18 protein-coding genes and 1 riboswitch are annotated in these 24801 nt (G+C 70.9%); of the genes, 14 read left to right on the forward strand and 4 right to left on the reverse strand.

The window, feature by feature from the left end; genetic code table 11:
- Positions 1 to 15: 15 nt before the first annotated feature.
- Positions 16 to 1170 (reverse strand): N-acetylglucosamine-6-phosphate deacetylase, encoded by a 1155-nt coding sequence (nagA, locus tag ACIREO_RS33385; RefSeq protein ID WP_404117058.1) that lies wholly within the window; start codon positions 1168 to 1170, stop codon positions 16 to 18.
- Positions 1170 to 2102: an ROK family protein gene (locus tag ACIREO_RS33390; protein ID WP_404117061.1), complete on the reverse strand. Its 933-nt coding sequence runs from the start codon at positions 2100 to 2102 to the stop codon at positions 1170 to 1172. Before ACIREO_RS33390 ends, nagA begins: the two co-directional genes overlap by 1 nt.
- Positions 2103 to 2290: 188 nt before the next feature.
- Between ACIREO_RS33390 and ACIREO_RS33395 the strand changes: the two genes are divergently transcribed.
- The 3 genes from ACIREO_RS33395 (at position 2291) to otsB (ending at position 4780) form a co-directional block, all read left to right on the forward strand.
- Entirely contained in the window at positions 2291 to 3568 is a 1278-nt protein-coding gene (locus ACIREO_RS33395; protein WP_404117064.1) for an ABC transporter substrate-binding protein, read from the forward strand.
- Between the two features lie 10 nt (positions 3569 to 3578).
- A complete protein-coding gene (locus tag ACIREO_RS33400; RefSeq protein WP_404117067.1) occupies positions 3579 to 3857 on the forward strand; it encodes a DUF3263 domain-containing protein in 279 nt (92 codons plus the stop codon).
- Between the two features lie 77 nt (positions 3858 to 3934).
- The gene (gene otsB, locus ACIREO_RS33405; RefSeq protein ID WP_404117070.1) at positions 3935 to 4780 is read left to right on the forward strand and encodes a trehalose-phosphatase; all 846 of its coding nucleotides are present in this window, start codon (positions 3935 to 3937) and stop codon (positions 4778 to 4780) included.
- Between the two features lie 8 nt (positions 4781 to 4788).
- Here otsB and ACIREO_RS33410 read toward each other — a convergent pair whose 3' ends face one another.
- The gene (locus tag ACIREO_RS33410) at positions 4789 to 6165 is read right to left on the reverse strand and encodes a trehalose-6-phosphate synthase (RefSeq protein ID WP_404117072.1); all 1377 of its coding nucleotides are present in this window, start codon (positions 6163 to 6165) and stop codon (positions 4789 to 4791) included.
- A gap of 70 nt (positions 6166 to 6235) precedes the next feature.
- Complete coding sequence (locus ACIREO_RS33415) at positions 6236 to 7186, reverse strand: glucosyl-3-phosphoglycerate synthase (RefSeq protein WP_404117074.1); 951 nt, start codon at positions 7184 to 7186, stop codon at positions 6236 to 6238.
- A 153-nt stretch (positions 7187 to 7339) separates the two neighbouring features.
- Positions 7340 to 7467: riboswitch (SAM riboswitch) on the forward strand.
- A gap of 18 nt (positions 7468 to 7485) precedes the next feature.
- Here ACIREO_RS33415 and thrC point away from each other — a divergent pair.
- The 11 genes from thrC to ACIREO_RS33470 all read left to right on the forward strand — a co-directional run bounded on the left by thrC (position 7486) and on the right by ACIREO_RS33470 (position 24698).
- A complete protein-coding gene (gene thrC, locus ACIREO_RS33420) occupies positions 7486 to 8787 on the forward strand; it encodes a threonine synthase (RefSeq protein WP_404117077.1) in 1302 nt (433 codons plus the stop codon).
- A gap of 28 nt (positions 8788 to 8815) precedes the next feature.
- Positions 8816 to 9091 carry a MoaD/ThiS family protein gene (locus tag ACIREO_RS33425; protein ID WP_404117080.1) on the forward strand — a complete coding sequence of 92 codons (276 nt, stop codon included), beginning with the start codon at positions 8816 to 8818 and terminating at the stop codon, positions 9089 to 9091.
- Positions 9092 to 9533: 442 nt separating this feature from the next.
- Positions 9534 to 9740, forward strand: a complete 207-nt coding sequence (locus ACIREO_RS33430) for a cold-shock protein (RefSeq protein ID WP_003967346.1) — start codon at positions 9534 to 9536, stop codon at positions 9738 to 9740.
- A gap of 323 nt (positions 9741 to 10063) precedes the next feature.
- Complete coding sequence (gene groL, locus ACIREO_RS33435; protein WP_404117083.1) at positions 10064 to 11686, forward strand: chaperonin GroEL; 1623 nt, start codon at positions 10064 to 10066, stop codon at positions 11684 to 11686.
- Positions 11687 to 12196: 510 nt separating this feature from the next.
- Positions 12197 to 13927, forward strand: coding sequence for a BTAD domain-containing putative transcriptional regulator (locus tag ACIREO_RS33440; protein ID WP_404117085.1), 1731 nt, complete (start codon positions 12197 to 12199; stop codon positions 13925 to 13927).
- Positions 13928 to 14122: 195 nt separating this feature from the next.
- Positions 14123 to 15163: a sugar-binding transcriptional regulator gene (locus tag ACIREO_RS33445; protein ID WP_404117087.1), complete on the forward strand. Its 1041-nt coding sequence runs from the start codon at positions 14123 to 14125 to the stop codon at positions 15161 to 15163.
- Positions 15164 to 15274: 111 nt separating this feature from the next.
- Entirely contained in the window at positions 15275 to 16084 is an 810-nt protein-coding gene (locus ACIREO_RS33450; protein WP_404117089.1) for a type VII secretion system-associated protein, read from the forward strand.
- 146 nt (positions 16085 to 16230) lie between these two features.
- On the forward strand, positions 16231 to 19224 hold the full coding sequence (locus tag ACIREO_RS33455; RefSeq protein ID WP_404117091.1) for a hypothetical protein: 2994 nt from the start codon (positions 16231 to 16233) through the stop codon (positions 19222 to 19224).
- A 72-nt stretch (positions 19225 to 19296) separates the two neighbouring features.
- Positions 19297 to 20583 (forward strand): hypothetical protein, encoded by a 1287-nt coding sequence (locus ACIREO_RS33460; protein WP_404117094.1) that lies wholly within the window; start codon positions 19297 to 19299, stop codon positions 20581 to 20583.
- Positions 20584 to 20625: 42 nt separating this feature from the next.
- Entirely contained in the window at positions 20626 to 22047 is a 1422-nt protein-coding gene (locus tag ACIREO_RS33465) for an SWIM zinc finger family protein (protein ID WP_404117096.1), read from the forward strand.
- On the forward strand, positions 22044 to 24698 hold the full coding sequence (locus ACIREO_RS33470; RefSeq protein ID WP_404117098.1) for a DUF6493 family protein: 2655 nt from the start codon (positions 22044 to 22046) through the stop codon (positions 24696 to 24698). The genes ACIREO_RS33465 and ACIREO_RS33470 overlap by 4 nt, the downstream gene beginning before the upstream one ends.
- Positions 24699 to 24801 lie beyond the last annotated feature (103 nt).

Here is a 24801-nt window from a genome sequence, read left to right on the forward strand (position 1 = left end):
GCCGGGGGGAGGCCGTCATCCGACAGGAGGCTCCACGATCCACTCGCCCCGGCGCATGACGCCCTTGAGCGCGAAGTCCGCGTCCAGCACCACCAGGTCGGCGTCCTTGCCGGGCTCCAGCGAGCCGACCCGGTCGTACAGGCCGAGGAGCCGGGCCGGGTTGGCGGAGATGGACCGTACGACGTCGTCGACGGGGATCCGGTCGATCGTCACGGCCCTGCGGAACGCGGTGTCCAGGGTGAGGGTGGAGCCCGCGATCGAGCCGCCCTCCACCAGGCGTGCGACACCGTCCTTGACCTCGACGGCGAGCGGGCCGAGCTCGTAGAAGCCGTCGTCGGCCCCGGCCGCGTCCATGGCGTCGGTGATCAGCGCGACCCGGCCGGCGCCCGCGTGGTGGTAGGCGAGCTCCAGGGCGGCGGGGTGCAGATGCGTGCCGTCGTTGATCAGCTCGACGGTGACCCGCTCGTCCTCCAGGAGCGCCGCGATCGGGCCCGGGGCGCGGTGGCCGATGGCGGGCATCGCGTTGAAGAGGTGCGTGGCGACGGTCGCGCCCGCGTCGATCGCCTCGACGGTCTGCTCGTATGTCGCGTCCGTGTGGCCGACGGCGGCGATCACCCCGTGCTCGGCGAGCAGCCGTACGGACTCGATGCCGCCCGGGAGTTCGGTGGCGAGGGTGACCATCCTGGCGGTCCCGCGCGCCGCGTCGAGCAGCTTGCGGACCTCGGCGGGGTCGGGGGCGCGGAGCAGTGCCTCGCTGTGGGCGCCCTTGCGGCACGGGGAGATGAAGGGGCCCTCGAAGTGGACTCCGGCGAGCTCGCCCTGTTCGACCAGTTCGGAGAGCATGCCGGCCTGGCGGGCCAGGACGTCCATGTCACCGGTGACGGTGGAGGCGACGACGGTCGTCGTGCCGTGTGCGCGGTGTGCCAGGGCTGCGGTGAGGGCCTCCTCGGCGGTGCCGGTCGCGAAGGAGGCGCCGCCGCCGCCGTGGTTGTGGATGTCCACGAATCCGGGGACCACCCAGTGGCCCGAAAGGTCGACGGTCCGGGCGCCCTCGTGCGTGCTGCCTGCGATCCGGGTGCCCTCGACGATCACCCGGCCGTTCTCGACGGTGCCGGTGGGAAGCACCACCCTGGCGCCTGCGAGCACCGTGCTGTCTGCGCGTCCGGCCATCAGGCGGAAACCTCCGTGGAGAGTAGGTCCCAGGCGAGCAGCCCTGCGCCCAGGCATCCGGCGGTGTCCCCGAGGGCCGCCGGGACGATGTGAGGCAGCTTCTGGAACGTGACCCGTTCCTCGACAGCCGCACGCAGTGGTGTGAACAAGGTTTCCCCTGCCTCGGCGAGACCGCCACCGATGATGATCGTGCGGGGGTCCAGCAGGGTGAGCGCGGTGACCAGTCCGGCGGCCAGCGCGTCGACGGCGTCCCGCCACACACGCAGCGCCGCGGGGTCGCCCGAGGCGACGGCCTTCGCGCAGTCGGCGGCGTCGGCGCCGGGGGCGTCGGACGCGGCGGCCCAGGCCCTGGACACGGCGGCCGCCGAGGCGAGGGTCTCCAGGCAGCCGCGCTGGCCGCAGCCGCAGTCCGGTCCGTCAGGACGGACCACGATGTGGCCGATCTCACCCGCGTAACCGTGGGCGCCCGCCTCGATGGTGCCCGCGATGCCGATGGCACCGGCGATCCCGGTGCCGAGCGGCACGAAGAGGAAGCGGTCGGCTCCCCGGCCGGCGCCGATCCGTCCTTCGGCGAGGCCGCCGGTCCGGACGTCGTGGCCGAGCGCGACGGGTATGCCGCCGAGCCGTTCGCCGAGCAGCTTCCGCAGGGGCACGTCGCGCCAGCCCAGGTTCGCGGCGTAGACGGCGATCCCGCGTTCCGCGTCGACGATGCCGGGCACGGCGACCCCGGCGGCGACGGCGGCTTCACCGAGGTGCTTCTCGCCGTACGCGCGGAGGTCCGCGGCGAAGCCGAGGATCGTCTCCACCACGGCTTCGGCCCCCCGGTCCCTGCCGGTGGCCCTGCGCGCCTCATGGAGCAGGGTGCCGTCGGCCCCGACCAGAGCGGCCTTCATTCCTGTGCCGCCCACATCGAGGGCGATGACGTGTCTCACGAAGACAGTTTCGCCCGCCGACCCCTAAAAGGTCTAGTCCACTATCGTGGTTTGTTGAGCACCCATACAAAACGGTCCTGCTAGATTGCCGAATCGATGCTCCGGTGGTTTAGACCTCCGGGTGGGCACGAGGCAGGGATCGCGGGTCCGCCGTCGGGACGACGGTGTCCGCGTCGACCGATGTAGGGATGGGCAAGGCTGTGCAGCGGCGTTTTGTGGGTCTGACCGCGGTGGTGGCCGTACTCGGGATGACAGCGGCACTGTCGGGGTGCGGGTCTGGCACCGGAGGCGGCGACGTCACCCTGCGGCTGGTCGCGGCCGACTACGGCACCGGCGCGGAGAACAGCTCACAGAAGTACTGGGACGACGTCGCGGGGAAGTTCGAGAAGGCCAACCCCGGCATCGAGGTCGAGGTCAGCGTCTACTCCTGGAAGGACGTCGACCGCGAGGTCGCCGAGATGGTGAAGGCCGGCAAGGCGCCCGACATCGCACAGATCGGGGCGTACGCCGACTACGCCGAGGCGGGCAAGCTCTACGCCGCCGACGACATGATCTCCATCCGCACCGCGTCCAACTTCCTGCCCTCGCTCACCGACGCGGGCGAGGTCGACAGCAGTCTGTACGGCCTCCCGTTCGTGGCCAGCACCCGGCTCCTCTTCTACAACAAGGGCCTGTTCGCCAAGGCGGGCCTCGGCGCACCGCAGACCCGGGACGACATCCGGAGCGACGCCACCGCACTGAAGCAGCGTGGCGTGGAATACCCCTTCGCCCTGCCGCTCGGCCAGGAGGAGTCCCAGGCCGAGACCCTGATGTGGATGCTCAGCGGGGGCGGCGGATACACGGACGAGGTCGGCAACTACAACATCGACTCCCCGGCCAACATAGCCACCTTCCAGTGGTTGAAGAACGACCTCGTCGGCAAGGGCCTCACCGGCCCCGTCGCCCCTGGGAAGCTCGACCGGGCGAAGGCCTTCGACGCGTTCACCGACGGCGACGTGGGCATGCTCAACGGCCATCCGACTCTGATGCAGGAGGCGGAGAAGAAGGGCATCGAGGTCGGCATGGTGCCGCTGCCCGGGATCGACGGGCCGAGCAAGGGCTCGATGGGCGTGGCCGACTGGATGATGGGCTTCAAGCAGAACGGTCACCGGGCCGAGATAGGCAAGTTCCTCGACTTCGCCTACGCGGACGAGAACGTGCTCGCCTTCGCCGACCAGTACGACCTGCTTCCCGTGACCAGCAGTGCGTCGGCCGCGATGGAGGCCGACAGCAAGCACAAGTCGCTGCACGAGTTCCTGTCGGCACTGCCGAACTCGCAGCTGTACCCGTTCGGCAAGACGTCGTGGGCGCAGGTCAGCGAGTCCATCAAGGAGAAGATCGGTTCCACGGTCGAGCCCGGCGGCAGCCCGGAGAGTGTGCTCGTGGACGTCGCGACCGAGGCCCGGCAGGCGGAGAGCGCCGAGTAGGTTGGTTCATATGACCGCCGGCCATTCCGACTCCCCCGACTCCGCTGCCTCCCCCGACTCCGCTGCCCCGCTCTCCGGCCAGGAGCGCGCGGTGCTGGCCCTGGAGCGGCGCTCCTGGGCGGGCCCGGGAGCGAAGGAGCGGGCGGTCCGGGAAGAGCTGGGCATCTCACCGGTCCGCTACTACCAGCTGCTCAACGCGCTCCTGGACGACCGGCGGGCGCTGGAGGCGGACCCGGTGACGGTGAACCGGCTGCGGCGGGTCCGGGACGCGAGGCGCGGCCGCCGCTGAGGCCGGGCCTGCCGGGGCTCCGCGCCTCAAAGGCCGGTGGGGCTGGATCTGGCCCTGCTCACAGATACGCTCGGGCCATGGGCAATTCGGCACACCCCCTCCCGACCCCGTCCACCCAGGCCGGCCGCGAAGGCCTCGCCGCACTCCTCGCCCGACCCGCCGGCGCGGTCGTCGCGCTGGACTTCGACGGCACGCTCGCCGACATCGTCCCGGACCCGGAGCAGTCCCGGGCCCACCCCGACGTCGTCCCGGCTCTCTCCGCGCTCGCCCCCCAGGTCGCCGCCGTCGCCGTGATCACGGGCCGCCCGGCGGACACGGCCGTGCGGTACGGCGGCTTCGCCGGAGCGCCGGGCCTTGACCACCTCGTCGTCCTCGGCCACTACGGTGCCGAACGCTGGGACGCCGCCACCGCCACCGTCCACGCCCCGGCGCCCGACCCCGGGGTGGAAGCCGTCCGTGCCGCGCTCCCCGCAGTGCTGGACGGCGCGGACAGCGGCATCTGGGTCGAGGAGAAGGGCGGCCGTGCGGTCGCCGTGCACACCCGCCGCGCCTCCGACCCGCAGGCCGCCTTCGAGGCCCTGCGTGCCCCGCTGGGCAGCCTGGCCGAGCGGCACGGCCTGATCGTCGAACCGGGCCGCCTCGTCCTGGAGCTGCGCCCGCCCGGCATGGACAAGGGTGTGGCGCTGGAGGAGTACGTGAAGGAGACCGGCGCGGAGGCGGTGCTGTACGCCGGCGACGACCTCGGCGACCTCGCCGCGTACGCCGCCGTGGAGAAGCTCCGCGCCGAGGGGACCGCAGGCCTGCTGGTGTGCAGCGGCACCGGGGTCCCCGAACTCGCCGAGCGCGCCGACCTGTTGCTGCCGGGCCCGGCAGCGGTGGCGGATCTGCTCCGCTCCATTGCCCGGCAGATCACATCGCTCTAGGTCCTGGCCTAGTCCCGCAGCGCGTCGAGCTGGTCCAGGAACCACTGCTGCGGCGGAAGTGCCGTCGCAGCAGTGGCCAGGCGCTTCGAGCGGGCGCCCCGCTCGTCGGGATCCATCGTGAGCGCCTCGTGCAGCGCGGCCGCCGTGGCCGACACGTCGTACGGGTTGACCACGATCGCGTCCTCGCCCAGCTCCTCGTACGCCCCCGCCTCGCGGGAGAGCACGAGCGCGCAGCCGTGGTCCGAGACGACCGGGACCTCCTTGGCGACCAGGTTCATGCCGTCACGGATCGGGTTGACCAGGGCCACGTCCGCCAGCCGGTACGCCGCGAGGGAGCGGGCGAAGTCGTCGTCGACGTGGAGCAGGACCGGAGTCCAGCCCTCCGTGCCGTAGTCCGCGTTCACGGAGTCGGCGACCCGCTGGACCTCCGCCGTGTATTCGCGGTAGACCGCGAGGTCCTGGCGTGAGGGGTAGGCGAAGGCGATGTGCACCACGCGCTCGCGCCATTCGGGGCGCTCCTCCAGCAGTGCCCGGTAGGCGTGCAGTCCGCGGACGATGTTCTTGGAGAGCTCCGTGCGGTCCACGCGCACGATCGTGCGCCTGTCCACGCCCACCTGCTCCCGCAGGAGCTCCATGCGCTCGTCCACGTCCGCCTCGTGGGAGCGGCGGCGCAGGAAGTCCGCGTCGGCGCCCAGGCCGTGCACCCCGATCCGGGTGCGGCCGGTGCCGCCGAGGATCTCCGTGCAGCAGCCGATGAAGGCGTCCGCCCAGCGGCGGGTCAGGAACGCGGCGCGGTCGGCGCCCAGGATGCCCCTGAGCAGCTGCTCGCCGATGTCGTCGGGCAGCAGCCTGAAGTAGTCGACGGGCGCCCAGGGGGTGTGCGAGAAGTGCCCGATCCGCAGGTCGGGGCGGAGCTCGCGGAGCATTCCCGGGACCAGCGAGAGGTGGTAGTCCTGCACCAGGACCGAGGCGCCCTCGCCCGCCTCCTCGGCGAGTGCCTGGGCGAAGGCCCGGTTGTACGTCTCGAAGGAGGCCCACTGCCGGCGGAACTCCGCGTCGAAGACGGGCTCCACCGGAGTCTGGTAGATCATGTGGTGGACGAACCAGAGCACCGAGTTCGCGATGCCGTTGTACGCGTCGGCGTGGACCCCGGCGTCGATGTCGAGCATCCGGACGCCGGGCTCGGACACCCCGAGCCGGACCGCCTCGCGGTCGCCGTCGCCGAGGGCGGCACACACCCACAGCTTGTCGTCGACGGCGCTGAGGCCGGAGACCAGCCCGCCACCGCCCCGTTTCGAGTCGAGCGTGCCGTCCTCCCGCAGTGCGTACGACACGGGGCCGCGGTTGGACGCGACGAGTACCTGGGCGGCGTGCTCGGAGACCATGTACCCGAACCTAGCCCGTTCGGGAAGCCGCCAAACGTGAAGCGCCCGCGGAGCCGGGCGCGACGAGGCGTTACGCCGCGTTCCGCGACGTGTACTCCGCGATCTCCCGCATCGGCGGCCTCTCCTCGGTGTCCACCGCATGGGTGCGCGGGACGAATCCGCCGGGCCCCCGCTCGAACTGGGTGATCTCAGGACGTACGAGGGCGCCCCGGGAGAGCCGTAGCTGCGCCGTGCGGTAGATCGCGGCTGCCATTCGGCCGAGGGCCTGGCCGTCCTGGTGGCGGTGTTTGCGTACGCCGACGTCTACCTGGGCCAGGGCGTCCAGGCCGACCGTGTGCAGCGCGTCGACCAGCAGGCCCAGCTCCACTCCGTAACCTACGGGGAAGGGGAGCTGCTCCAGCAGGGAGCGCCGCACGGCGTACTCGCCGCCCAGCGGCTGGACGAAGCCGGCCAGCCTCGGCCAGTGCAGGTTGAGCAGCGGGCGGGCCACCAGTTCGGTCACCCGGCCCCCCTGGCCCGCGGCTTCGCCGAGCGGCCGGTCGTACATCGCCTTGACGAAGTGCACCGTCGGGTCGGTCAGCAGTGGGCCGACGATCCCGGAGACGAAGTCCGCGGAGAAGTCCTTGAGGTCCGCGTCGACGAAGCAGACGATGTCCCCGCTGGTCACCAGCAGTGATCGCCACAGGACCTCGCCCTTGCCCGGGAGCGCCGGGATCCGGGGGAGTACGGCGTCCCGGTGCACGACCCGGGCACCGGCCAGCCGCGCCGCGTCGGCGGTGGAGTCGGTGGATCCGGAGTCGATCACCACCAGCTCGTCGACGAGCTGGACCTTCTCCATCAGCTCGCGCCGGATCTCCGAGACGATCGCGCCGACCGTCGCCTCCTCGTTCAGAGCGGGCAGGACGACGCTCACGCGCGAGCGGTGCGGATCCTTCGCCCGCGCGGCTGTGAGACGGTCGAGCGGGCGGTCGGCAGCAGACCAGGAACGCCTGGTCAGCCAGCGTTCCACCTCTTCCAGCACGGTCGATACTCCCTGTATGTGATCCATCTCGCGGTTCGGACGACTATCTCAATCGTCCGGTGCTTCGGTTACAGTCTTGAACAACGCGGATGACCCTCGCATGTCGGGGTCGGTCCGCGAAAAAACGCCCGGATCCATGGTCCGGTGCCATAGCGCTCATCCAGAGGGACTGAGGGAACGGCCCGTCGAAGTCCCGGCAACCCTCCTGCCGACCGCGAGGTCACGGTAGGGAAGGTGCCAATTCCGTCTTGTGGCGAAATACGTCGCAAGGAAGATGAGGAGAAAGGGCCTCCGCCATCATGGCCGTGCAGACAGTTGCAGCAAACTCCAATTCCTCCGCAGTGGACCTCGGTCCCGCCGCAGCGCTTTCCTGCCGCGAATGCGGCGAGCGTTTCGAGCTCGGTCCCATTTTCGCCTGCGTGTCCTGTTTCGGGCCGCTCGAAGTGGCGTACGACCTGCCGAGCGGCTCCCCCGAAGAGCTGAAGAAGCGCATCGCCGAGGGTCCCGACAACATCTGGCGCTATGCGCCGCTGCTGCCTGTCCCCTCCGACGTCGCGGACAAGCCCAACATCAACCCCGGCTTCACGAAGCTGGTCAAGGCCGACAACCTCGCCCGCGAGCTGGGCGTGACCGGTGGCCTGTACGTCAAGGACGACTCCGGCAACCCGACGCACTCCTTCAAGGACCGTGTCGTCGCCATCGCCGTCGAGGCCGCCCGCGCCTTCGGATTCACCACACTCTCCTGCTCCTCCACCGGCAACCTCGCCGGTGCGGTGGGTGCCGCCGCCGCCCGCGCCGGCTTCCGCTCCTGCGTGTTCATCCCGCACGACCTGGAGCAGGGCAAGGTCGTCATGGCCGCGGTGTACGGCGGCGAGCTGGTCGGCATCGAGGGCAATTACGACGACGTCAACCGCTTCTGCTCGGAGCTCATCGGCGACCCGCTCGGTGAGGGCTGGGGCTTCGTCAACGTCAACCTGCGGCCGTACTACGGCGAGGGCTCCAAGACCCTGGCGTACGAGATCTGTGAGCAGCTCGGCTGGCGGCTGCCCGACCAGCTCGTCATCCCGATCGCGTCCGGCTCGCAGCTCACGAAGATCGACAAGGGCCTGCAGGAGCTGATCAAGCTCGGCCTCGTCGAGGACAAGCCGTACAAGATCTTCGGTGCGCAGGCCGAGGGCTGCTCCCCGGTCTCCACCGCCTTCAAGGCCGGCCACGACGTCGTGCGCCCGCAGAAGCCGAACACCATCGCCAAGTCCCTGGCGATCGGCAACCCGGCCGACGGCCCGTACGTCCTGGACATCGCCCGGCGCACCGGCGGCGCCGTGGAGGACGTCAACGACGAGCAGGTCGTCGACGCGATCAAGCTGCTGGCCCGCACCGAGGGCATCTTCGCGGAGACCGCGGGCGGTGTGACGGTCGGCGTGACGAAGAAGCTGATCGACGCCGGCCTGCTGGACCCGGCCCTGACCACCGTCGTCCTGAACACCGGAGACGGGCTGAAGACGCTCGACGCGGTCGCCCCGACGACCGGCCTGTCGGCGACGATCCGGCCCAGCCTGGACGCGTTCCGCGCCGCCGGCCTCGGCGCCGCCGCCAACTGACCACCCGAGACCGAAGGAAGGCACCGACATGAGCGTCAAGGTCCGTATCCCCACCATCCTCCGCACCTACACGGGCGGTCAGGCCGAGGTCCCGGCCGAGGGCGCGACCCTCTCCGAGGTCCTCGCGTCCCTGGAGCAGAACCACCCGGGCATCGGCGCCCGCGTCCTGGACGACCAGGGCAAGCTGCGCCGCTTCGTCAACGTGTACGTCAACGACGACGACGTGCGCTTCGAGGGCGGCCTGGAAGCGGCCACCCCGGACGGCGCGGGCGTCTCGATCATCCCGGCCGTCGCCGGAGGCTGACCGGGCTCTGCGGGCCGATCAGCCGCCCGACCGCATGACGTGAGCACCGTGGCCCCCTCCGTGAGAGAAGCGGAGGGGGCCATTCTGCATGGTTGAGCACGGTACAGTTGGGGAAGTCCCCGCCGCTGCCCATGCCGCCCGCATATGAGAATGCGCCCGGCCGCGACAAGAAGCAGCCAAAGTGAGTGCACTCCTTGCGGCATAAGTGGCCTTTGTCAGGCCCGACTTGCCCTGAAATCCCCTGAATTCCCCCAAAGTGTGCGGTCGCGTGTGCCCAGAATTCTCGTCCGATTGACCTGTTGCAGAGGGCAGTTGGGCAGATACATTCGGCCGCGGTCGACGCGTTCCGGCGCACGCCACCCTCTCCTGTCGGAGGGTGACTTCTGACCCGGGCCCGCGAAGTGCGGAGCTCGTGCAAGGGCCAGTAATAGGGGAGTTAGGCATGGCTCAGGGCACCGTCAAGTGGTTCAACGCGGAGAAGGGGTACGGCTTCATCGCGGTCGACGGTGGTGCGGATGTTTTCGTCCACTACAGCGCGATCCAGATGGACGGGTACCGCACCCTCGAAGAGGGTCAGCGAGTTGAATTCGAGATCTCGCAGGGCCAGAAGGGGCCGCAGGCGGACATGGTCAAGCTCGCCGTCGGCTGAGCTCGGCGCGGTCGGCCAACGACACTACTCACGCACGTGAGGCCCGTACCTCCACCAGGGGTACGGGCCTCACGTGCGTCCCCGTCCAGCCCCGGGCGCGCCCCCGAGGTTGTCCACATCCGGAGGGGGACGCTTGCACTCGCAGGGGTCGAGTGCTAATCATTGGCGTTAGCACTCTCCAGGTGAGAGTGACAGAAAACTTGGACCGGGCCGGTGAGGCCCGCAGGCTCTGTGGGGCAAGGAACCACTGAGCACGCTGGCCGTCCGTCGCGGGCGCCTCTCGGTCCGGAGAAATCCACCCCTGTCCGGGAGGACCACTTCACATGGCCAAGATCATCGCGTTCGACGAGGAGGCACGGCGCGGTCTCGAGCGCGGGATGAACCAGCTCGCCGACGCCGTCAAGGTCACCCTCGGCCCCAAGGGCCGTAACGTCGTCCTCGAGAAGAAGTGGGGCGCGCCCACGATCACCAACGATGGTGTTTCCATCGCCAAGGAGATCGAGCTCGAGGACCCGTACGAGAAGATCGGTGCGGAGCTGGTCAAGGAGGTCGCCAAGAAGACGGACGACGTCGCCGGCGACGGTACGACCACCGCCACCGTTCTCGCCCAGGCTCTCGTCCGCGAGGGCCTGCGCAACGTCGCCGCGGGTGCCAACCCGATGGCTCTGAAGCGTGGCATCGAGAAGGCCGTCGAGGCCGTCTCCGCCGCTCTGCTGGAGCAGGCGAAGGACGTGGAGACCAAGGAGCAGATCGCTTCGACGGCCTCCATCTCCGCTGCCGACACCGAGATCGGCGCCAAGATCGCCGAGGCTATGGACAAGGTCGGCAAGGAAGGCGTCATCACCGTCGAGGAGTCCCAGACCTTCGGTCTGGAGCTCGAGCTCACCGAGGGTATGCGCTTCGACAAGGGCTACATCTCGGCGTACTTCGCCACCGACATGGAGCGCATGGAGTCGTCGTTCGACGACCCGTACATCCTGATCGTCAACTCCAAGATCAGCAACGTGAAGGACCTCCTTCCGCTGCTCGAGAAGGTCATGCAGTCGGGCAAGCCCCTGCTGATCATCGCGGAGGACGTCGAGGGCGAGGCTCTGTCGACGCTGGTCGTCAACAAGATCCGTGGCACCTTCAAGTCCGTCGCCGTCAAGGCTCCGGGCTTCGGTGACCGCCGCAAGGCCATGCTCGGCGACATCGCCATCCTCACCGGTGGCACCGTCATCTCCGAGGAGGTCGGCCTCAAGCTGGAGAACGCCGGCGTCGACCTGCTCGGCAGCGCCCGCAAGGTCGTCATCACCAAGGACGAGACGACGATCGTCGACGGCGGCGGTGACAGCGACCAGGTTCAGGGTCGTGTCAAGCAGATCCGTGCCGAGATCGAGAACTCCGACTCGGACTACGACCGCGAGAAGCTCCAGGAGCGCCTCGCGAAGCTGGCCGGCGGCGTGGCCGTCATCAAGGCCGGCGCCGCCACCGAGGTGGAGCTCAAGGAGCGCAAGCACCGCATCGAGGACGCGGTGCGCAACGCCAAGGCCGCCGTCGAGGAGGGCATCGTCGCCGGTGGTGGCGTGGCTCTGCTCCAGGCCTCGGCCGTCTTCGAGAAGCTCGACCTGACCGGTGACGAGGCCACGGGCGCCAACGCCGTGAAGCTCGCGCTGGAGGCCCCGCTCAAGCAGATCGCCGTCAACGGTGGTCTCGAGGGTGGAGTCATCGTCGAGAAGGTGCGCAACCTGCCGATCGGTCACGGCCTCAACGCCGCGACCGGCGAGTACGTCGACATGATCGCCGAGGGCATCATCGACCCGGCGAAGGTCACGCGCTCCGCTCTGCAGAACGCCGCGTCCATCGCCGCGCTCTTCCTCACCACCGAGGCCGTCATCGCCGACAAGCCGGAGAAGGCCTCTGCGGCCGCTCCGGGCGGCATGCCGGGCGGTGACATGGACTTCTGATCCTCGGATCAGCAGCTCCACGCAGTACCTGTACGACGCCGGCCCCCGGGATTCGTTCCCGGGGGCCGGCGTCGTCGTGTTGTGGGTTCTCAGATGCGGACGGCCGGTTGGTGCTCACTTGCGTGCACGATCGCCCCCTTTTGTCGCCTGAACGCAATATATTGATCACCTTGTATGTGTGAACTACCCGGAAAATGAGTTGCATCGGTAAATCGAGGCTGCCGCCTCGGGAACCAGGGGGAACGTGAGGGGCTTGGTGCGGTGGGCGTTACTGAGGGGCGTGGGGCCGCGGGCGAACTGTCCTTGCGGGTACTGGGGCCGCTTGAGGTGAGTGACTCCGGCGGCGCTGTCGATGTCGGCCCGCCGCAGCGTCGTATTCTGTTGCTCCGTCTGCTCGTCGAGTCCGGTCGGCCGGTGGGGCTGGAGCGGCTGCGTGAAGATCTCTGGGATGGCAGACCGCCGTCTTCGGCCGTGTCGTCCATCCACGCGCATGTCAGCAGACTGCGCTCCGTGCTGAACCTCCCGGACGGGCAGGGGCGGCCTTCGCAGATCCTGGGGAGCACGGCGGCGGGGTACTCGCTCACGGTCCCGCCGGAGTGGCGGGACACGGTGGTGTTCGAGCGGGCGGCTGTGCAGGGCTGCCATCTTGCGCGCGAGGCTCGATGGGCGCAGGCACTACAGGCGGCGGAAGACGCGCTGGGTCTGTGGAGGGGGCAGCCGTACGCCGAGGCGCACGGGCTGTCCTTCGTGCGGGACGATTCGGATCGTCTCACCGAATTGCACCGGTCGGTTCAGGAACTGCGGGCCCGGATGCTTCTGGAAGAGGGACAGCCGCTGCGAGCGGTGGCCGCCGCTGAGGGCCTGGTCAAACTTGACCCCCTGCGGGAGACGTCATGGGTGGTCCTGTTGAGGGCTCTTTACGCCGCCGGTCGCGGTGCGGAGGCTCTGCGGCGGTACGAGGTGGTACGGCGGATTCTGGCCGAGGCGCTGGGAACCGATCCGGGCCCGGAGCTGAGGCGCACTCATCTGGCGATCCTGCGTCATGACGTCGACGTGGAGGTGCCGTCGATCGGACGTCACGCGGTGCTGTCGACCGGGGAGGCCGGGGAGCCCCGGGGGGCCTCAGAGGCCTACCGGGAGGATGGCGACCGGGTGGAGGAGTTCCCCCTGACAGGGCGCGACGAGGAACTGGCAGGGCTGCTCAAGCTGTTGCCCCGCGCGCGGTCGGGCCGGACGGGATGGGCAGTGGTGAGCGGGCAGGCCGGGTCGGGCAAGACACGCCTGGTCCAGGAACTGGCCGAACGCGCCCGCAGGGACGGGTTCGCCGTGGTGCAGGACCGGTATCCCAAACGCGTCAGGCCCGGCACGGGAGCCTCCTACGACAGCCAGGTCCTGCGCGTACTGCAGGCGCTACGGTACGGACCGGCCCAGCCGGGCGACGGGCGCCCGACGCTGTGTCTGATCGAGGATGCGCAGGGCATACCGGCCGCTGTGGTCAACGCACTGGCCGACTGCGCCGAGACGCTCCACAACGCCCGGGTCGTGGTGGTGTGCACGATGCCCACCGTGCCCGACCCGGTGACCGATGAACTCAGGGCCGCGCTGGCGCGCAGCGGAGCATCCCACCTCGAACTGCGCCCCCTGGGCATCGGCGACGTCGAAGAGTTGCTGCGCGGCCGCCGACCGGCCACCGAGGCAGCCGCGGACACCGATGAGGCCGCGGACACCGATGAGTCCGTGGACGACTCGACTTCGGCTGCTGCGGCCGAACTGCACGCGTTGACCGGCGGCAACCCCTTTTTCCTTACCGAGATGTTGCTCCTGCCCCCCGGTCGGCGCAGCGGACCAGGGCGGCGGCTGTCCCCCGGCCTCGACTCGGTGTTACGAGTCCGTCTCGCCGCGCTCGACGCCGGCAGCCGCCGGGTGCTGGAGACGGCCGCTGTCATCGGTGACCGTATCGACGTCGCCCTGCTGGCCCGCGCCTGCACCGTGCCGATCTGTGAAGTCCTGCAGGCTCTCGGCAGAGCCCTGGATGCCGACCTCGTTGTCCGGACATCCGGTACCGCACCGTCCGTACCCTGCGGCTATGCCTTCTCCTGCGGATTGATCCGCTCGGCCCTGCTCGCTGCGAATACTCCCGCCCGGCAGCACGGTCTGCGTGTTGCGGTGGAACGCGCGCTCGCGGCCCAGGAGGGGGGTGCGCCTCGGACTTCGAGCACTTTGGAACCCGGGGCAGGATAATTTCGTCAAGCAGGTCGGGGCGGCGTGCGTTGCCGTCCGGTCCGGCGACAAGCGGACGACAAGGTTTTTTCAAGTCCTGTCCCGTTGGGTGTGAACTGGCACGTGTGCCGTGCGCGGAGACGTCAGGAGACGACCTGATCGATGGATGAGGACGCCACCGCATGGCAACGGCTGATGAGACCGCAGAGGAACGACATGGGTGAATACCGCGAGGCGAAGGTTCCCCCCGAGACGATCGACAAATTCGTTGTCGCTTCCATCGCCAGACGCTTCTACCTCGAAGGTCGGTCGAAGGTCGAAATCGCCAAGGAATTCGACATCAGCCGCTTCAAAGTGGCCCGTCTCCTTGATGCCGCCGTTGCCCACCACATCGTGCGGATCGACATCACCGTACCCGTCGAGGTCGACATCCCGCTCTCGCGGGCTCTGGCCGAGCGCTTCGGACTCCGGCACACCGTCGTCGTCGACCTGTCCCGGAGCGAAGGCGGCGCGGTTGCCCCGACGGACGCGCCCCAGGCCGGCCGCTGGCTCAGCACAGCGGCGGCGCAGCTGGTCTCGGGGATCGCCGAGGAAGGCGACGTCATCGGGCTGGACGGCAGCAGCTCGGTGGGCGCGTTCAGTGAGGCGGTCACCCGGCTGCCTCGCTGCGAGGTGGTCCAGTTGACCGGGGTGTACGGGCAGGACCTGGCCAATGAGGCCGCGGCGGTCCGGCGCACCGCAGCGGCCGGTGGTGGCCGGGGTTTCCCCCTCTACGCACCCTTCATCCTGCCGGACGCGCCGACGGCCTCGATTCTCAGAAGTCAGCCGGCCATTGCCGAGACGCTGGACCAGTTCGGCCGGATCACCAAAGCCGTCGTCGGCATCGGTACGTGGGGTGCCGCGTCCTCGGCGGTGTACGACGTCCTGACGGACCGCGAGCGCGAGACGTACACGTCGGCCGGGGCGTGCGCGGACGTGGCCGGCCACGTCTTCGATGCGGCGGGCCAGGTGGTTTCCGCGGAGACGAGCGCTCGAATGATCTCGATGAGCGTCGCCCAACTTCGTAGCGTTCCGGAGTTGATCGGTCTCTCGGGCGGCGGCGCTCGGAGCGACGAGGCGCTCCGAGCCGTCCTGAAGTCCGGAATGTTGACGAGTGTTGTCACGGACGCGACGACAGCACGCCGCCTCCTGTGGTACGACGGCCCCGAGGAAGAGCCGCGGACGAAGGACACGTACATGGTGGACACCGGCACATGAGTCTGACGCGCGGCACACACCGCCGCTCACTCCTCCCGCTGAGTCCGGCCGCCGCACAGGCAGTGGATTCGCGTGGCCGACCAGCTGACGATCCACCGAGTGAGGACAGTAATGACCCAGCAGGGCGCCGAGAAGGCCATGGCCGAGAGCGAGCCGATGGCAGCCGTGGACGGGAGCGAGGGCGCCGAGGGCAACTGGAAGGCCCCCGGCGCCGGCGTAGATCCTCCGCCTGTTCCGGACGACATTCGCGAGGCGGGCAGAATCGCCCCGGACCACTGGTTCCAGATGGTCGATCCGATGTGGTCCGGGGAAGGGGTGCCCCCGGAATGGGCGATGGTCGGCCGGTGGCGGTCGGGGCTGGACGGGGAGATCGAGGAGTGGCAGGACAACACCGAGTACAGGCCTTCTCCCAGCGCGCTCGGCTGGCCCGAGCCGGTGGACGATGTGGACCTGGCCATCCAGCTCGCCTCGACCGGCTACGGGTCCGGCGAGGCGGTGGCGGAGGCGCTCCTCGGCCGTGAGGTGAGCGTTCTGACCAGGCCCGGCGGCGGCCCGCTGAGTGCGGTGGCCCCGGACGGGACGCCGGTCGTTCCGCTGTTCACCTCGCCGGTGTTCCTGCACACCGCGGGCCGCTTCGCCTTCGAGCTGATCAACGTCGAAGACCTTGTGGGGCAGATACCCGAGGGGCAGGCGCTCTATCTGAACCCCTCCGGCGCGGTCGGCATGATTCTGGCACCGGACGCCGTGCGCGACGCGATACGGGACGGCGCACCGGGGCGGCCGGTGTCAACCGTCAGCGGTGACGCGGGAGAGGCCACCCCCGCCGCCCCGGCTTCTCCGGTCACGTCCGGTGACCAGGGCGCCGGTGCCGTACCGACGGCCCAGGAGGACGGCGCCCGGCCGTGGGGGACGGACGCGTGAGCCGTTGGTCAGCCTTCTCCTTGCGCAGGGGACGCAGGAACGGTACGGGTCGCGGCACCCGAATACCGGTCGCTGTCCCGAGTGTTGGCGGAGGCCGGCGGGGCGCAGCCGGCCCGCCCGTCGAGGACATCGACGGTGTTCTGCTGGTGCGCTCGGTCGAGGACGACTCCTTTCCGCTGACCTCCCTGGCCGAAGTGGCCCGAGCCGTCAGCGTGGAGGAGGACATCGTCACGGTGTTCGTCGGCTCCGCCGGCCGGGACGGGGATCACGGCGCCGGCCACTGGTCCCGCCTCGGCACTGTCCTGGACTCCCTCCGCTCGAAGGGCACCGGCCGGGTACGGCTCGTCATGTCCGGTGCCGGTGACGACCAGCCGGGCCGGCCCTGCGTGGCCCGCAGGATCGCTGACGCCTGGCAACTGGAAGTGATCGCTCCTGACGGGGCCGTCCTGATCGCGCCGGGGGGCGGCCTCTTCGTCCCCGGGAACTCCCGGCCCGGCGGCGGGTGGTGGCGCTTCGCGCCCGGTGAGACACCCCGGAAGCTGGGACCGCGCACCCCGGCGCCCGCCTGGCAGGAGGCGCTGGGCAGGGTGCCCTCGCGCACGACGGGTGGGTGCGTGGTGGAGCAGATACCGGCGGGCGTGCTGATGCGCCCCGCCGAGGCTTCCAGGCCGGACCTCGACGACCTGTGCTTCGCGGTACCCGTCGACTTCGAGCGCCCGACCGTGCTGGTCGGCACTCACCAGGCAGAGGACGTCGCGGCCGACGAAGTGGCCGCGGTGCTCGCGGCGTTGCCCGAGGAGCAGCGGTCCCGCACCCGTCTCGCCCCGGGAGGCCGTCATGATCTGCTGCGGCTCGGCCACTCGGTGGCCGACGTGCTGGGCAGCGACGTGGAAGTGCTAACGGGTCTGCCGCTGCTCGCCGACCTGGCACCGCCCGGCACGGCCCCCCGGTCGACCATGGTGGGCCCCGGCGGGCAACCGAGCTGGCAGCCGTTCGTGTCGTCCGTGGTCTGTGGGCCCGCCGACGCGCAAGGGAGGGCTCCGGCCCCCCGGCTGGGAGGAAGCCATGTGCCCGCCTGGTTCCCCGGCGGCACCGAAGCGGGGACCGTCCGGTTGACGGACCGCTGGCAGGCCACGGTGACCCGGGCCGGACTCGCTCTGTGGGAACGCAACAGTCCGCGCCCCCCGCTGGCGGGGCTGGCCGTTGACCCGGACACCTGCGCCGTCGAACTCGGTGCGCCGGGACAGATACTGGACGACTCGCTGCTCCCCGCGCTGTCCCGGCTCCTGGCCGGCCTCGAGGGCGAGACCCGGGCGAGGACGACGCTGCTGGTGCGTGGCAGTTTCATCGCCGGAGAGGGCGAACTGCGCCGCCTCGCGGCCGAACACGGCGTGCTGGGCATCCGTTACGTCACTGCGGCGAACCCCCGGCACTCCTGGCCTGCTCTCCAACGAGCCGGTACGGCGGCGCGCCCGGCCGTGGGCGGCGCCTCCGCGCCGCCGGCGTCCCTTCGGGAGGGCGAGCGTCCCGCGACGAATGGGGCCGGACCGGTTGGCGGACCGGTTGGCGGGCCGGTAGGTGGACCGGGGGAGCAGAGGCCTGTTCCGGAGTCGAGGACACCTCCCTTGCGGCTCTCCTCCTCGCCCGTACCGACGGGACACGAGGGCGGGGGCGGCGGTGCGGCCGGTGCCGGGGAGGTCGCACAAGCGTTGACGTCCGCGTCCGGCGCGACGTCACTCGGTCGCCCCGCGCGCCGTGGAGCGGAAGGCGGAGAGGGACCGGGCCGCGTGCCGGACGAGCCCGGTGTCGTCGCTGCGACGAGGCTCGCGTCCGGCAGCCGGCCATCTGGTGGTTCACCGGCCGGTGAGGGACCCGGACGCCCGGGCGGTGGTGGGCCGGACAGCCCTGGCCGGGCAAGGCCGGCCACCCCCACGGCGGGTGCGATCGTGAGCACGGAGCCGGAGGGTGGGGCCGGCGCCGGGATGGCTGCCGGGGCGTCGGAACCCGTAACCGGCGGTTCGGTCGCCGGTGAGGCTGGTGGGGAGCCCGACCGCATCGGTGGTGGCGAACCGGAGAAGCCCGACCGCATCGGTGGTGGCGAACCGGAGAAGCCCGACCAGGAGGCGCGTGCTCCCGAGCCGCCTGATCGGCCTGCGCCGTCTGAGCCGTCTGAGCCGTCTGCACCGCCTGAGCCGTCTGCGCCGCCCGAGCGGTCTGAAGGCCCTGAGCTGCCCGAGCCGCCCGAGGCACCTGAGCCGTCTGAACCATCCGGGCCGCCTGAACCATCCGGGCCGCCTGAGGCGTCCGAGCTGCCCGAGCCGCCCGAGCCGTCGGCCGCGCCTCGTGCCGCACCGGGCCCCTCGACGCGGGTCGCACCGATTCTCATCGGCCCGGGTCATATCAGCAGTGCCGGCGAACGTGCGGAGTTCCGGGACTTCGCAGCGGCCGACTGGGAGCGGCATGCCGCCGCCGTCTCCCGGTTGCTCACACGGATGCCCGCGCTGCGCGGCCATGAACTGGATGCGGCAAGGACCGACCTCGTCGCTGTGCACGCCTACCTGACGACTGAGGAAGGGCCGCTGCACCATCGCGAGCTGCTTCGGGACCTTCGCGCGGGAGAGGGGCGTCTGCTGCCTTACGCCGCGTGTCTGGCGTCCGCTCTGCGGCGGCTGCCCTCCTACCGCGGTGTCGCGCTGCGCGGCGGGGACGCGGACGGGCCCGCGCCCGCCCGAGGCACCCTGATCCGGGAGCCGGGGCCGGTCAGTGCTGTGGCCGGGGTCTCGGCTCTTCCTGCCGGGGAGCCCCTGCGCTATGCGATCTGGTCCATCACCGGGCGCAAGGTGCGTCAGCTGCTCGACGAGCGGGCCGGGTCTCCCGGAGCGCACGACGAGATCGTCTTCGTGCCGGGGACCGGCTTCCGGGTGCTGGGGGTACGGGCCGTGCCCGCCGGTCCCCCCGTGGTGCTGATGCGTGAGCTCGCCGGAAACGCGACCGCTTATATGGACGACGAGCAGGAACTGAGCCCGCTCGACCTCAAGGCGCTGGCACACATCGAGGCGGCGTTCGCCAAGGGCATCCCCGTCGGTGACGGCCGAAACTGGCCGCAGCGCTGCACCGGGCCCGTGGGCCATGGCGGTTAGCACCCCTCCCGGAACATCCGCCGGAGACCCGGGAACCGCACCATCCACCACGTACAGAGCCGAAGGAGAATGATGTCAAGTCGCCAGAACAGTTCCTCGACTGCCCGGGGGGCGGACCCGTCGGCCGCCACGGGCGGGCCGCTGATCCGCCGGGCGGTCGCGCTGAGGTCCGGGGGAACAGACCCGGGTGGGCTGCTGCCGACGCCGGCAGCGCCGCCTTCCGCCAACGAGACGCGGGGCGAGGAGGAAGCGGCAGCAAGCACGGCGGTCCTGCCACAGCAGCCGGAACCGGAAGCGGAAGCGGAAGCGCCGGAGGGCACGAGCGGGCGGTCAGAGGCGGCACGGACGGCGTCGGCGGAGGGCGAGGGTGCCGCTGCCCCGGGCGCCGTCGCCGCGGGCCGAGGGGGCGAGGGTGCCGCTGCCCCGGATGCCGCCGCCGCGGGGCAAGCGGGCGGGGCCTCCGGCGACGCAACCGCGCGCGGGGAGGGCGACCCGCCCTCCGGGGCGCCGAAGAAGCCGCTGCTCGCGGCCGCGGGCATCGCGGGGGTCGTTCTCCTCGCGGTGCCGCTGCTGATCTGGGCCACGGACGATTCCGGGCAGAAGAACGACAAGGCGTCGGTGACCGGGAATGCCGCCCCGGTCATCGCGGACGAGTCCATGAACGCGCCGCCGGGCGACTACGCCGCGGCGACACCCACACCGACCCCGAAGGCCGCGAAGTCCTCCGCCAGCCCTTCGGCCAAGCCCTCCACCGCACAGGCATCCCCGAAGGCGCCCGCCAAGGTCGCGCAGTCGCTCCCGTCCCCCCCGACCCCCCCGTCCTCGGGCGGAACGAAGTCCGATACCGAGAAGGCTGCGACGACCAGGACGGTGAAGAAGACGGCAACCAAACCCGCGGCGGGCACCGCGGCGTTCGCCGTCCAGGAGCTGGCCGAGAAGAGCCCGGGGCGACACGTCTGTTACCGGGCCCTTGTCGTGGGTGTCGGCTGGCAGAAGGCGGCGTGCGACGGCGACACGGCAGGAACGCTGGGCGAGGGCCGCGCCATCCGGTCCCTCAACATCGCCGTGTCCGCCGCCGAGGGCGTATCCGCGAACGGATGGCTCCAGGGGGACGGATGGAAGACGGCGTGGACGAGTGCGGCCGACGGCGCCAACATCACCATCGGAAGCACCTCCAGCTCGGCGCCGAACCTGGGGGGCTTCGCGATTCTGGTGAACTCGGGCAGCATCTGCCAGACCGCGCACGTCCACGACGTGGGCTGGCAGTCGAAGCGATGCGGTTCCGCCGCTCCCCACTACACCTTCGGTGGATCCACGGAGAAGCAACGCTGGCTCGAAGCCGTCCAGTTCACCGTGTGACGCGGGCCGCCGGTGTCAGTGGTGGCCACTAGCGTCCGGGTCATGACGCAGGCCTCACAGACGTACGCCTATCTCCGCCCCTCCGCGGTGCACCGCACCGCGGAGGGCCGCACGCTCAGCCTCCAGACCTCCGGCGGCGCCACACCGGCGGGGCAGGAAGCGCATCCGCGTTTCTTCCAGGGCTTCCTGGCCCGCCCTCAGGTCGCCGCAGCCGGCCTGCTGTGTGTCGCGGACGTCGCCGCCGCCCGCTACTACCAGCCGCCCCGCACCGCATGGCTGGATCCGGTGGTCACCGGGAACGGAAACCGGCTGCGGTTCGAGTCGTTCTCCGGCTGCTGCGGCGTGTACGCACGCCTCGACATGCTGGGCGACGCCCTCGACGGCGACGACATCGGACACGGCACGACCAACATCGATGTGAACAACCCGCTCCGGGAAGCCCTGATCCGCGTGGGCCCGGACGATCCGCTGTATCTGGAGGTCGGGCCCGAAGCGCTGGCCGTCACCACCTTCGACGGTCCGGTGGTGGAGAAGAAGGTGCCGCTGCCCGACCGATGGCTGCGCGGCTTCGCCGAGACACAGGTGATCACCCCGGGGTTCGACCTGCGCGCAGAGCTCTCTTCCGCCGAGGCCGTGCGCTTCCTCCGGTCGCTGCCGCGTCCCGGAGCCTCCCGTGGCGCGTCGCGGGGAGCGCGCTGGGTCGTCCCGGCAGGCGGTTCGCTGCGCGCCACCACCCGGCCGGTCCCCGGAGCGGTCTGCCTGCCGGGTCCTGAACGGCTCGCTGCGCTGACCCGGGTGCTGCGCCATGCGACGGGTCTGCGGATCCACGGGCCAGCCGTCACCACGGGCAGCGGCCCCGTGGCGAGCGCGTGGGAGGTGCGGCTCCCCGGGATGCGCCTCACCCTCACCCTGTCCCCGGACGCATCGCGGGGCTTCTCCGGCGAGGGCGGCGTCCTGGACGCCCTGGCGGAGGAGGAGTCGGCAGGGGACGCGGAGCTGGTGTCGGTCCTGCTCGCCTGGGAGCCCACCGTCGACATCGCCGACCTGGCCGTGCAGTGCGGGCTCACCCCGCGGCGCGTAAGAGCCGCGCTCACCCGCCTCGGCACGGCCGGGCGCGTCGGCTACGACGTGGCGGAAGCGGCGTACTTCCACCGGGAGCTGCCGTACGACACCGGGTGGGCCGAGCGCCACAACCCCCGGCTGCGCGCCGCCCACGCCCTGGTCGAGGCGGGCGCGGTGCACCTCGACGGTGAGCTGGCCACGGTCGTCGTCGACGACCATTTCCACCGGGTCAGGTCCGCCGAGGGACGCCTGACCTGTACCTGCCGCTGGTGGGCCGAATACCGCGGCGGCCGCGGACCGTGCAAGCACGCCCTCGCCGTCCGCATCGTCCGCCGTGCGGAGTCACACGGTACGACCGCCGCCCAGCACACGACCAGCACCACCACCGGAGCCCCACGTTGAGCGAGAGCATCACCTACGACATCCCTGACGGGGCCACCGGGGGCCTGCGCGAGCTGCTGGACGCCGTGCGTGCGGGCCGCGACGAAGCCGTCCCCGAGCTGGTCGGCGTGCTCACCGACGCCGAGCGGCGCACGTGCCTGCCGGTGCTCAAGTCGTGGCGCACGAACACGTCGAACAACGTGGACGACGGCCACCTGGCCATACGCGCGGCGCTGCTGCTCGCCGGGGCGGGGTGCTGCACCGGCGCGGCGGCGGCGGCCCAATGGCTCGCCGACGCCGAGCTGAGATGGGTCAACTGCGATCCCTCGCGGGTCCTCGAAGCGCTGAGTGGCCGCGCCCCCGAATGGCTGGGCCAGGTGGCGCACCGGCTGGCGGAGCGCCGCACCGTCGCGGAGGAGGAGTACCCGCTGATCGCACAGCTCGTGAGCGCCGCGGGCTGCGAGCCTCCCACCACGGACGGCTTCGTCCTCGGCTGGGAGGTCCACGTCCCGGGCGATGGCATGACGATCAAGGACAGTCTCCGTGACGACCCGTTCCTGACGGTGATGATCCCCCGGCTCTTCGAGGTGCCGGAGGCCGGCTCGTACCTCCAGTACGCACACGGATGGCCGGAGGCGCTCGCCGGGCTGGCCGAGGAGGGGCTGCTCAGCCGCGAGATGCTGATCGACGGCTGTCTTTCGCGGCTGCTGCGCGGTGGCAGGCTCGGAATCGTGAAGGGCTTCCTCGCCCTGCTGACCGCCCTGGACCTGACCGAGGACGAGCGGGCGGCGCACACGCTCACCTGGGTGCGGATGGTGCCTAACACCCCCGCGCTGACGGCGGGGCGTGCCCAGGAGGTGCTGGCCGGGCTCGACGAGGCGGGCCGCCTGGAGAGTGAACACCTGGTCGAGGCGTCACGGGCCGCCCTCTTCCGGCCGGAGAAGAAGATCGTGCGGGCCCAGCTGGCCATGCTCGACAAGGCGATGCGGCGTGAGCGGTCACGCACGGACGAGTTGCTTCCTGTGGCCGCCGAAGCCTTCGGCCACGAGGAGCACAGCCTCCAGGAGCGGTCTCTCGCCCTGGCCGTCCGCCACCGCAAGCACGCGAGCGGCGCCGTCCTGGCCGAACTCGCGGCGAGCGCACCGCAGCTCGCCCCCGATCTGCGTACACGCGCGGACGAGGTGTTCGGCGACGCCATAGCAGGGAACGCCGTGGCAGGGGAGGGGACCGACGCTCCGGCCGCGGAGAGCGACACGCTGCCGCCCGTGCCGAGCGCCGAGCGCCTTGAGCCGGCACACCGCACCTGCGCCGAGCTCGCAGAGGAGGTCGGCGCGCTGCTGCGTGGCCACGGCACCCAGTCGCAGCAGGAGCGGGCGCTGAACGGTCTCGTGGTGCATGCCCACGCCGATCTCGCGGCCCTGCGCGCTGCCCTGGAACCGGTCGTGGCACAGCAGCGGCGGGCCGAGCGCCGGGAGTTGGGGTACAGATCCGCTGCCATTCAGGGCTGGCACTGGCTCTACTGCGTCGTCCTGTCCGTCATGGGCACGGCCTCGGCGAACGACCTGGGCTTCATCAGCCGTCAGGCCCAGGACAACCAGTGCCCGCACTCGGCGTTCCGGTCCGTCCCCCGCATCCGCGCGGCCGAGATCGGGGCGCGGATGAGCGATGATCCCTTGCCGTTCCTGCTGGCCACGCCCACCTGGTCGACGGGGACCATCGACCCGTCGGAGCTGGTCGAGCGGCTCGTCGTCTACGAGCGCTCCGGAACCGAACCCGGCCAGGCCGACTTCGACCAGGCCCTGCTGCGGCTCGACCGGGAGGTGCCGCCCGAGGCACGGGCGGCCGCCGCGAAGCTCACGTCTCCGGCGGGGCGGCGCCTCGCCGCCTGGCTCGCCTCGGGTGGGCTGCCCGATCCCGCCGTCTCCCGCACCACCGGGCCGCTGAGGCCGGGGAGCCCCCACACAGCGGTACTGGTCCGCACCGAGGCCGTTCCCGGGTACGAGGACCGACCCGAGCCGTTCCGCAGTCTGCTCGGTGCGCACGACCCCGTCGGGAGCCCGTGCACGTGCGGAGGCGACGTGGAGTGCTCCCCGGACGACTTCGCCCTCCTGCCTCAGCACCGGGAGATCATCGCCGGGCGGATGCTGCTGACCTTCGCGGGCCTGACCGAGCGTGAAGGCGTCGGAGGGGACGCGCGCGTGCTGCCCGCGCTGGCCGAGTCGGGCGGACCGGCCGGGCCCGCGACCCACCTTCTCCTGGCGTACGGCCTTGGAGCACGGCGCGTCGAGGAGCAGCTGTTCGCCGTGGACGCGATGCTCGTCCTGGCCGCTCGTGGACAGCTCGACACGGACCAGCTCGGCCTGGAGATCGCCGAGTTGACCCACCTCCGCCGGCTCAAGCCCCAGCGGTTCGCGGCGACGCTGCGAGAAGCGGCAGGCACCGGCGCGCACGCCACGGTCTGGGCGGTGCTCTCGGCCGCCATCCCTCTCCTGCTGAGGGGCGAAGCGCCACACGGCCTCACCGCCGTGCTCACGGTCGCGGCCGAATGCGCGGAGCGGTGCGGAGCCCGTGGGGCTATACAGGAGGTCAACGAGGTGGCGGCGCGCTCGGGCTCGTCACAACTGGTCAGACAGGCGCGGCGGATCAGGAGTGTGACGGCTCAACAGCCCTGAGCTCTCTGTTCGACCTCGCTGTGTCACTCGGCCTGTTGTTCTTGTCTTCTTCGTGAGGCAGCAGGACAGCCGTCCTTCACGCTTTGAAGTGTTGAGCGACATC

Source organism: Streptomyces sp. NPDC102441, assembly GCF_044765585.1.
Classification (GTDB): Bacteria; Actinomycetota; Actinomycetes; order Streptomycetales; family Streptomycetaceae; genus Streptomyces.

Coding starts and splice junctions, on each gene's coding strand:
- ACIREO_RS33430 (WP_003967346.1), top strand. CDS start 9,534: ATGGCTCAGGGCACCGTCAAGTGGTTCAACGCGGAGAAGGGGTACGGC.
- ACIREO_RS33410 (WP_404117072.1), bottom strand. CDS start 6,165: ATGGTCTCCGAGCACGCCGCCCAGGTACTCGTCGCGTCCAACCGCGGC.
- ACIREO_RS33465 (WP_404117096.1), top strand. CDS start 20,626: ATGACGCAGGCCTCACAGACGTACGCCTATCTCCGCCCCTCCGCGGTG.
- ACIREO_RS33460 (WP_404117094.1), top strand. CDS start 19,297: ATGTCAAGTCGCCAGAACAGTTCCTCGACTGCCCGGGGGGCGGACCCG.
- ACIREO_RS33450 (WP_404117089.1), top strand. CDS start 15,275: ATGACCCAGCAGGGCGCCGAGAAGGCCATGGCCGAGAGCGAGCCGATG.
- nagA (WP_404117058.1), bottom strand. CDS start 1,170: ATGGCCGGACGCGCAGACAGCACGGTGCTCGCAGGCGCCAGGGTGGTG.
- ACIREO_RS33445 (WP_404117087.1), top strand. CDS start 14,123: ATGGGTGAATACCGCGAGGCGAAGGTTCCCCCCGAGACGATCGACAAA.
- groL (WP_404117083.1), top strand. CDS start 10,064: ATGGCCAAGATCATCGCGTTCGACGAGGAGGCACGGCGCGGTCTCGAG.
- ACIREO_RS33395 (WP_404117064.1), top strand. CDS start 2,291: ATGGGCAAGGCTGTGCAGCGGCGTTTTGTGGGTCTGACCGCGGTGGTG.
- otsB (WP_404117070.1), top strand. CDS start 3,935: ATGGGCAATTCGGCACACCCCCTCCCGACCCCGTCCACCCAGGCCGGC.
- ACIREO_RS33425 (WP_404117080.1), top strand. CDS start 8,816: ATGAGCGTCAAGGTCCGTATCCCCACCATCCTCCGCACCTACACGGGC.
- ACIREO_RS33400 (WP_404117067.1), top strand. CDS start 3,579: ATGACCGCCGGCCATTCCGACTCCCCCGACTCCGCTGCCTCCCCCGAC.
- thrC (WP_404117077.1), top strand. CDS start 7,486: ATGGCCGTGCAGACAGTTGCAGCAAACTCCAATTCCTCCGCAGTGGAC.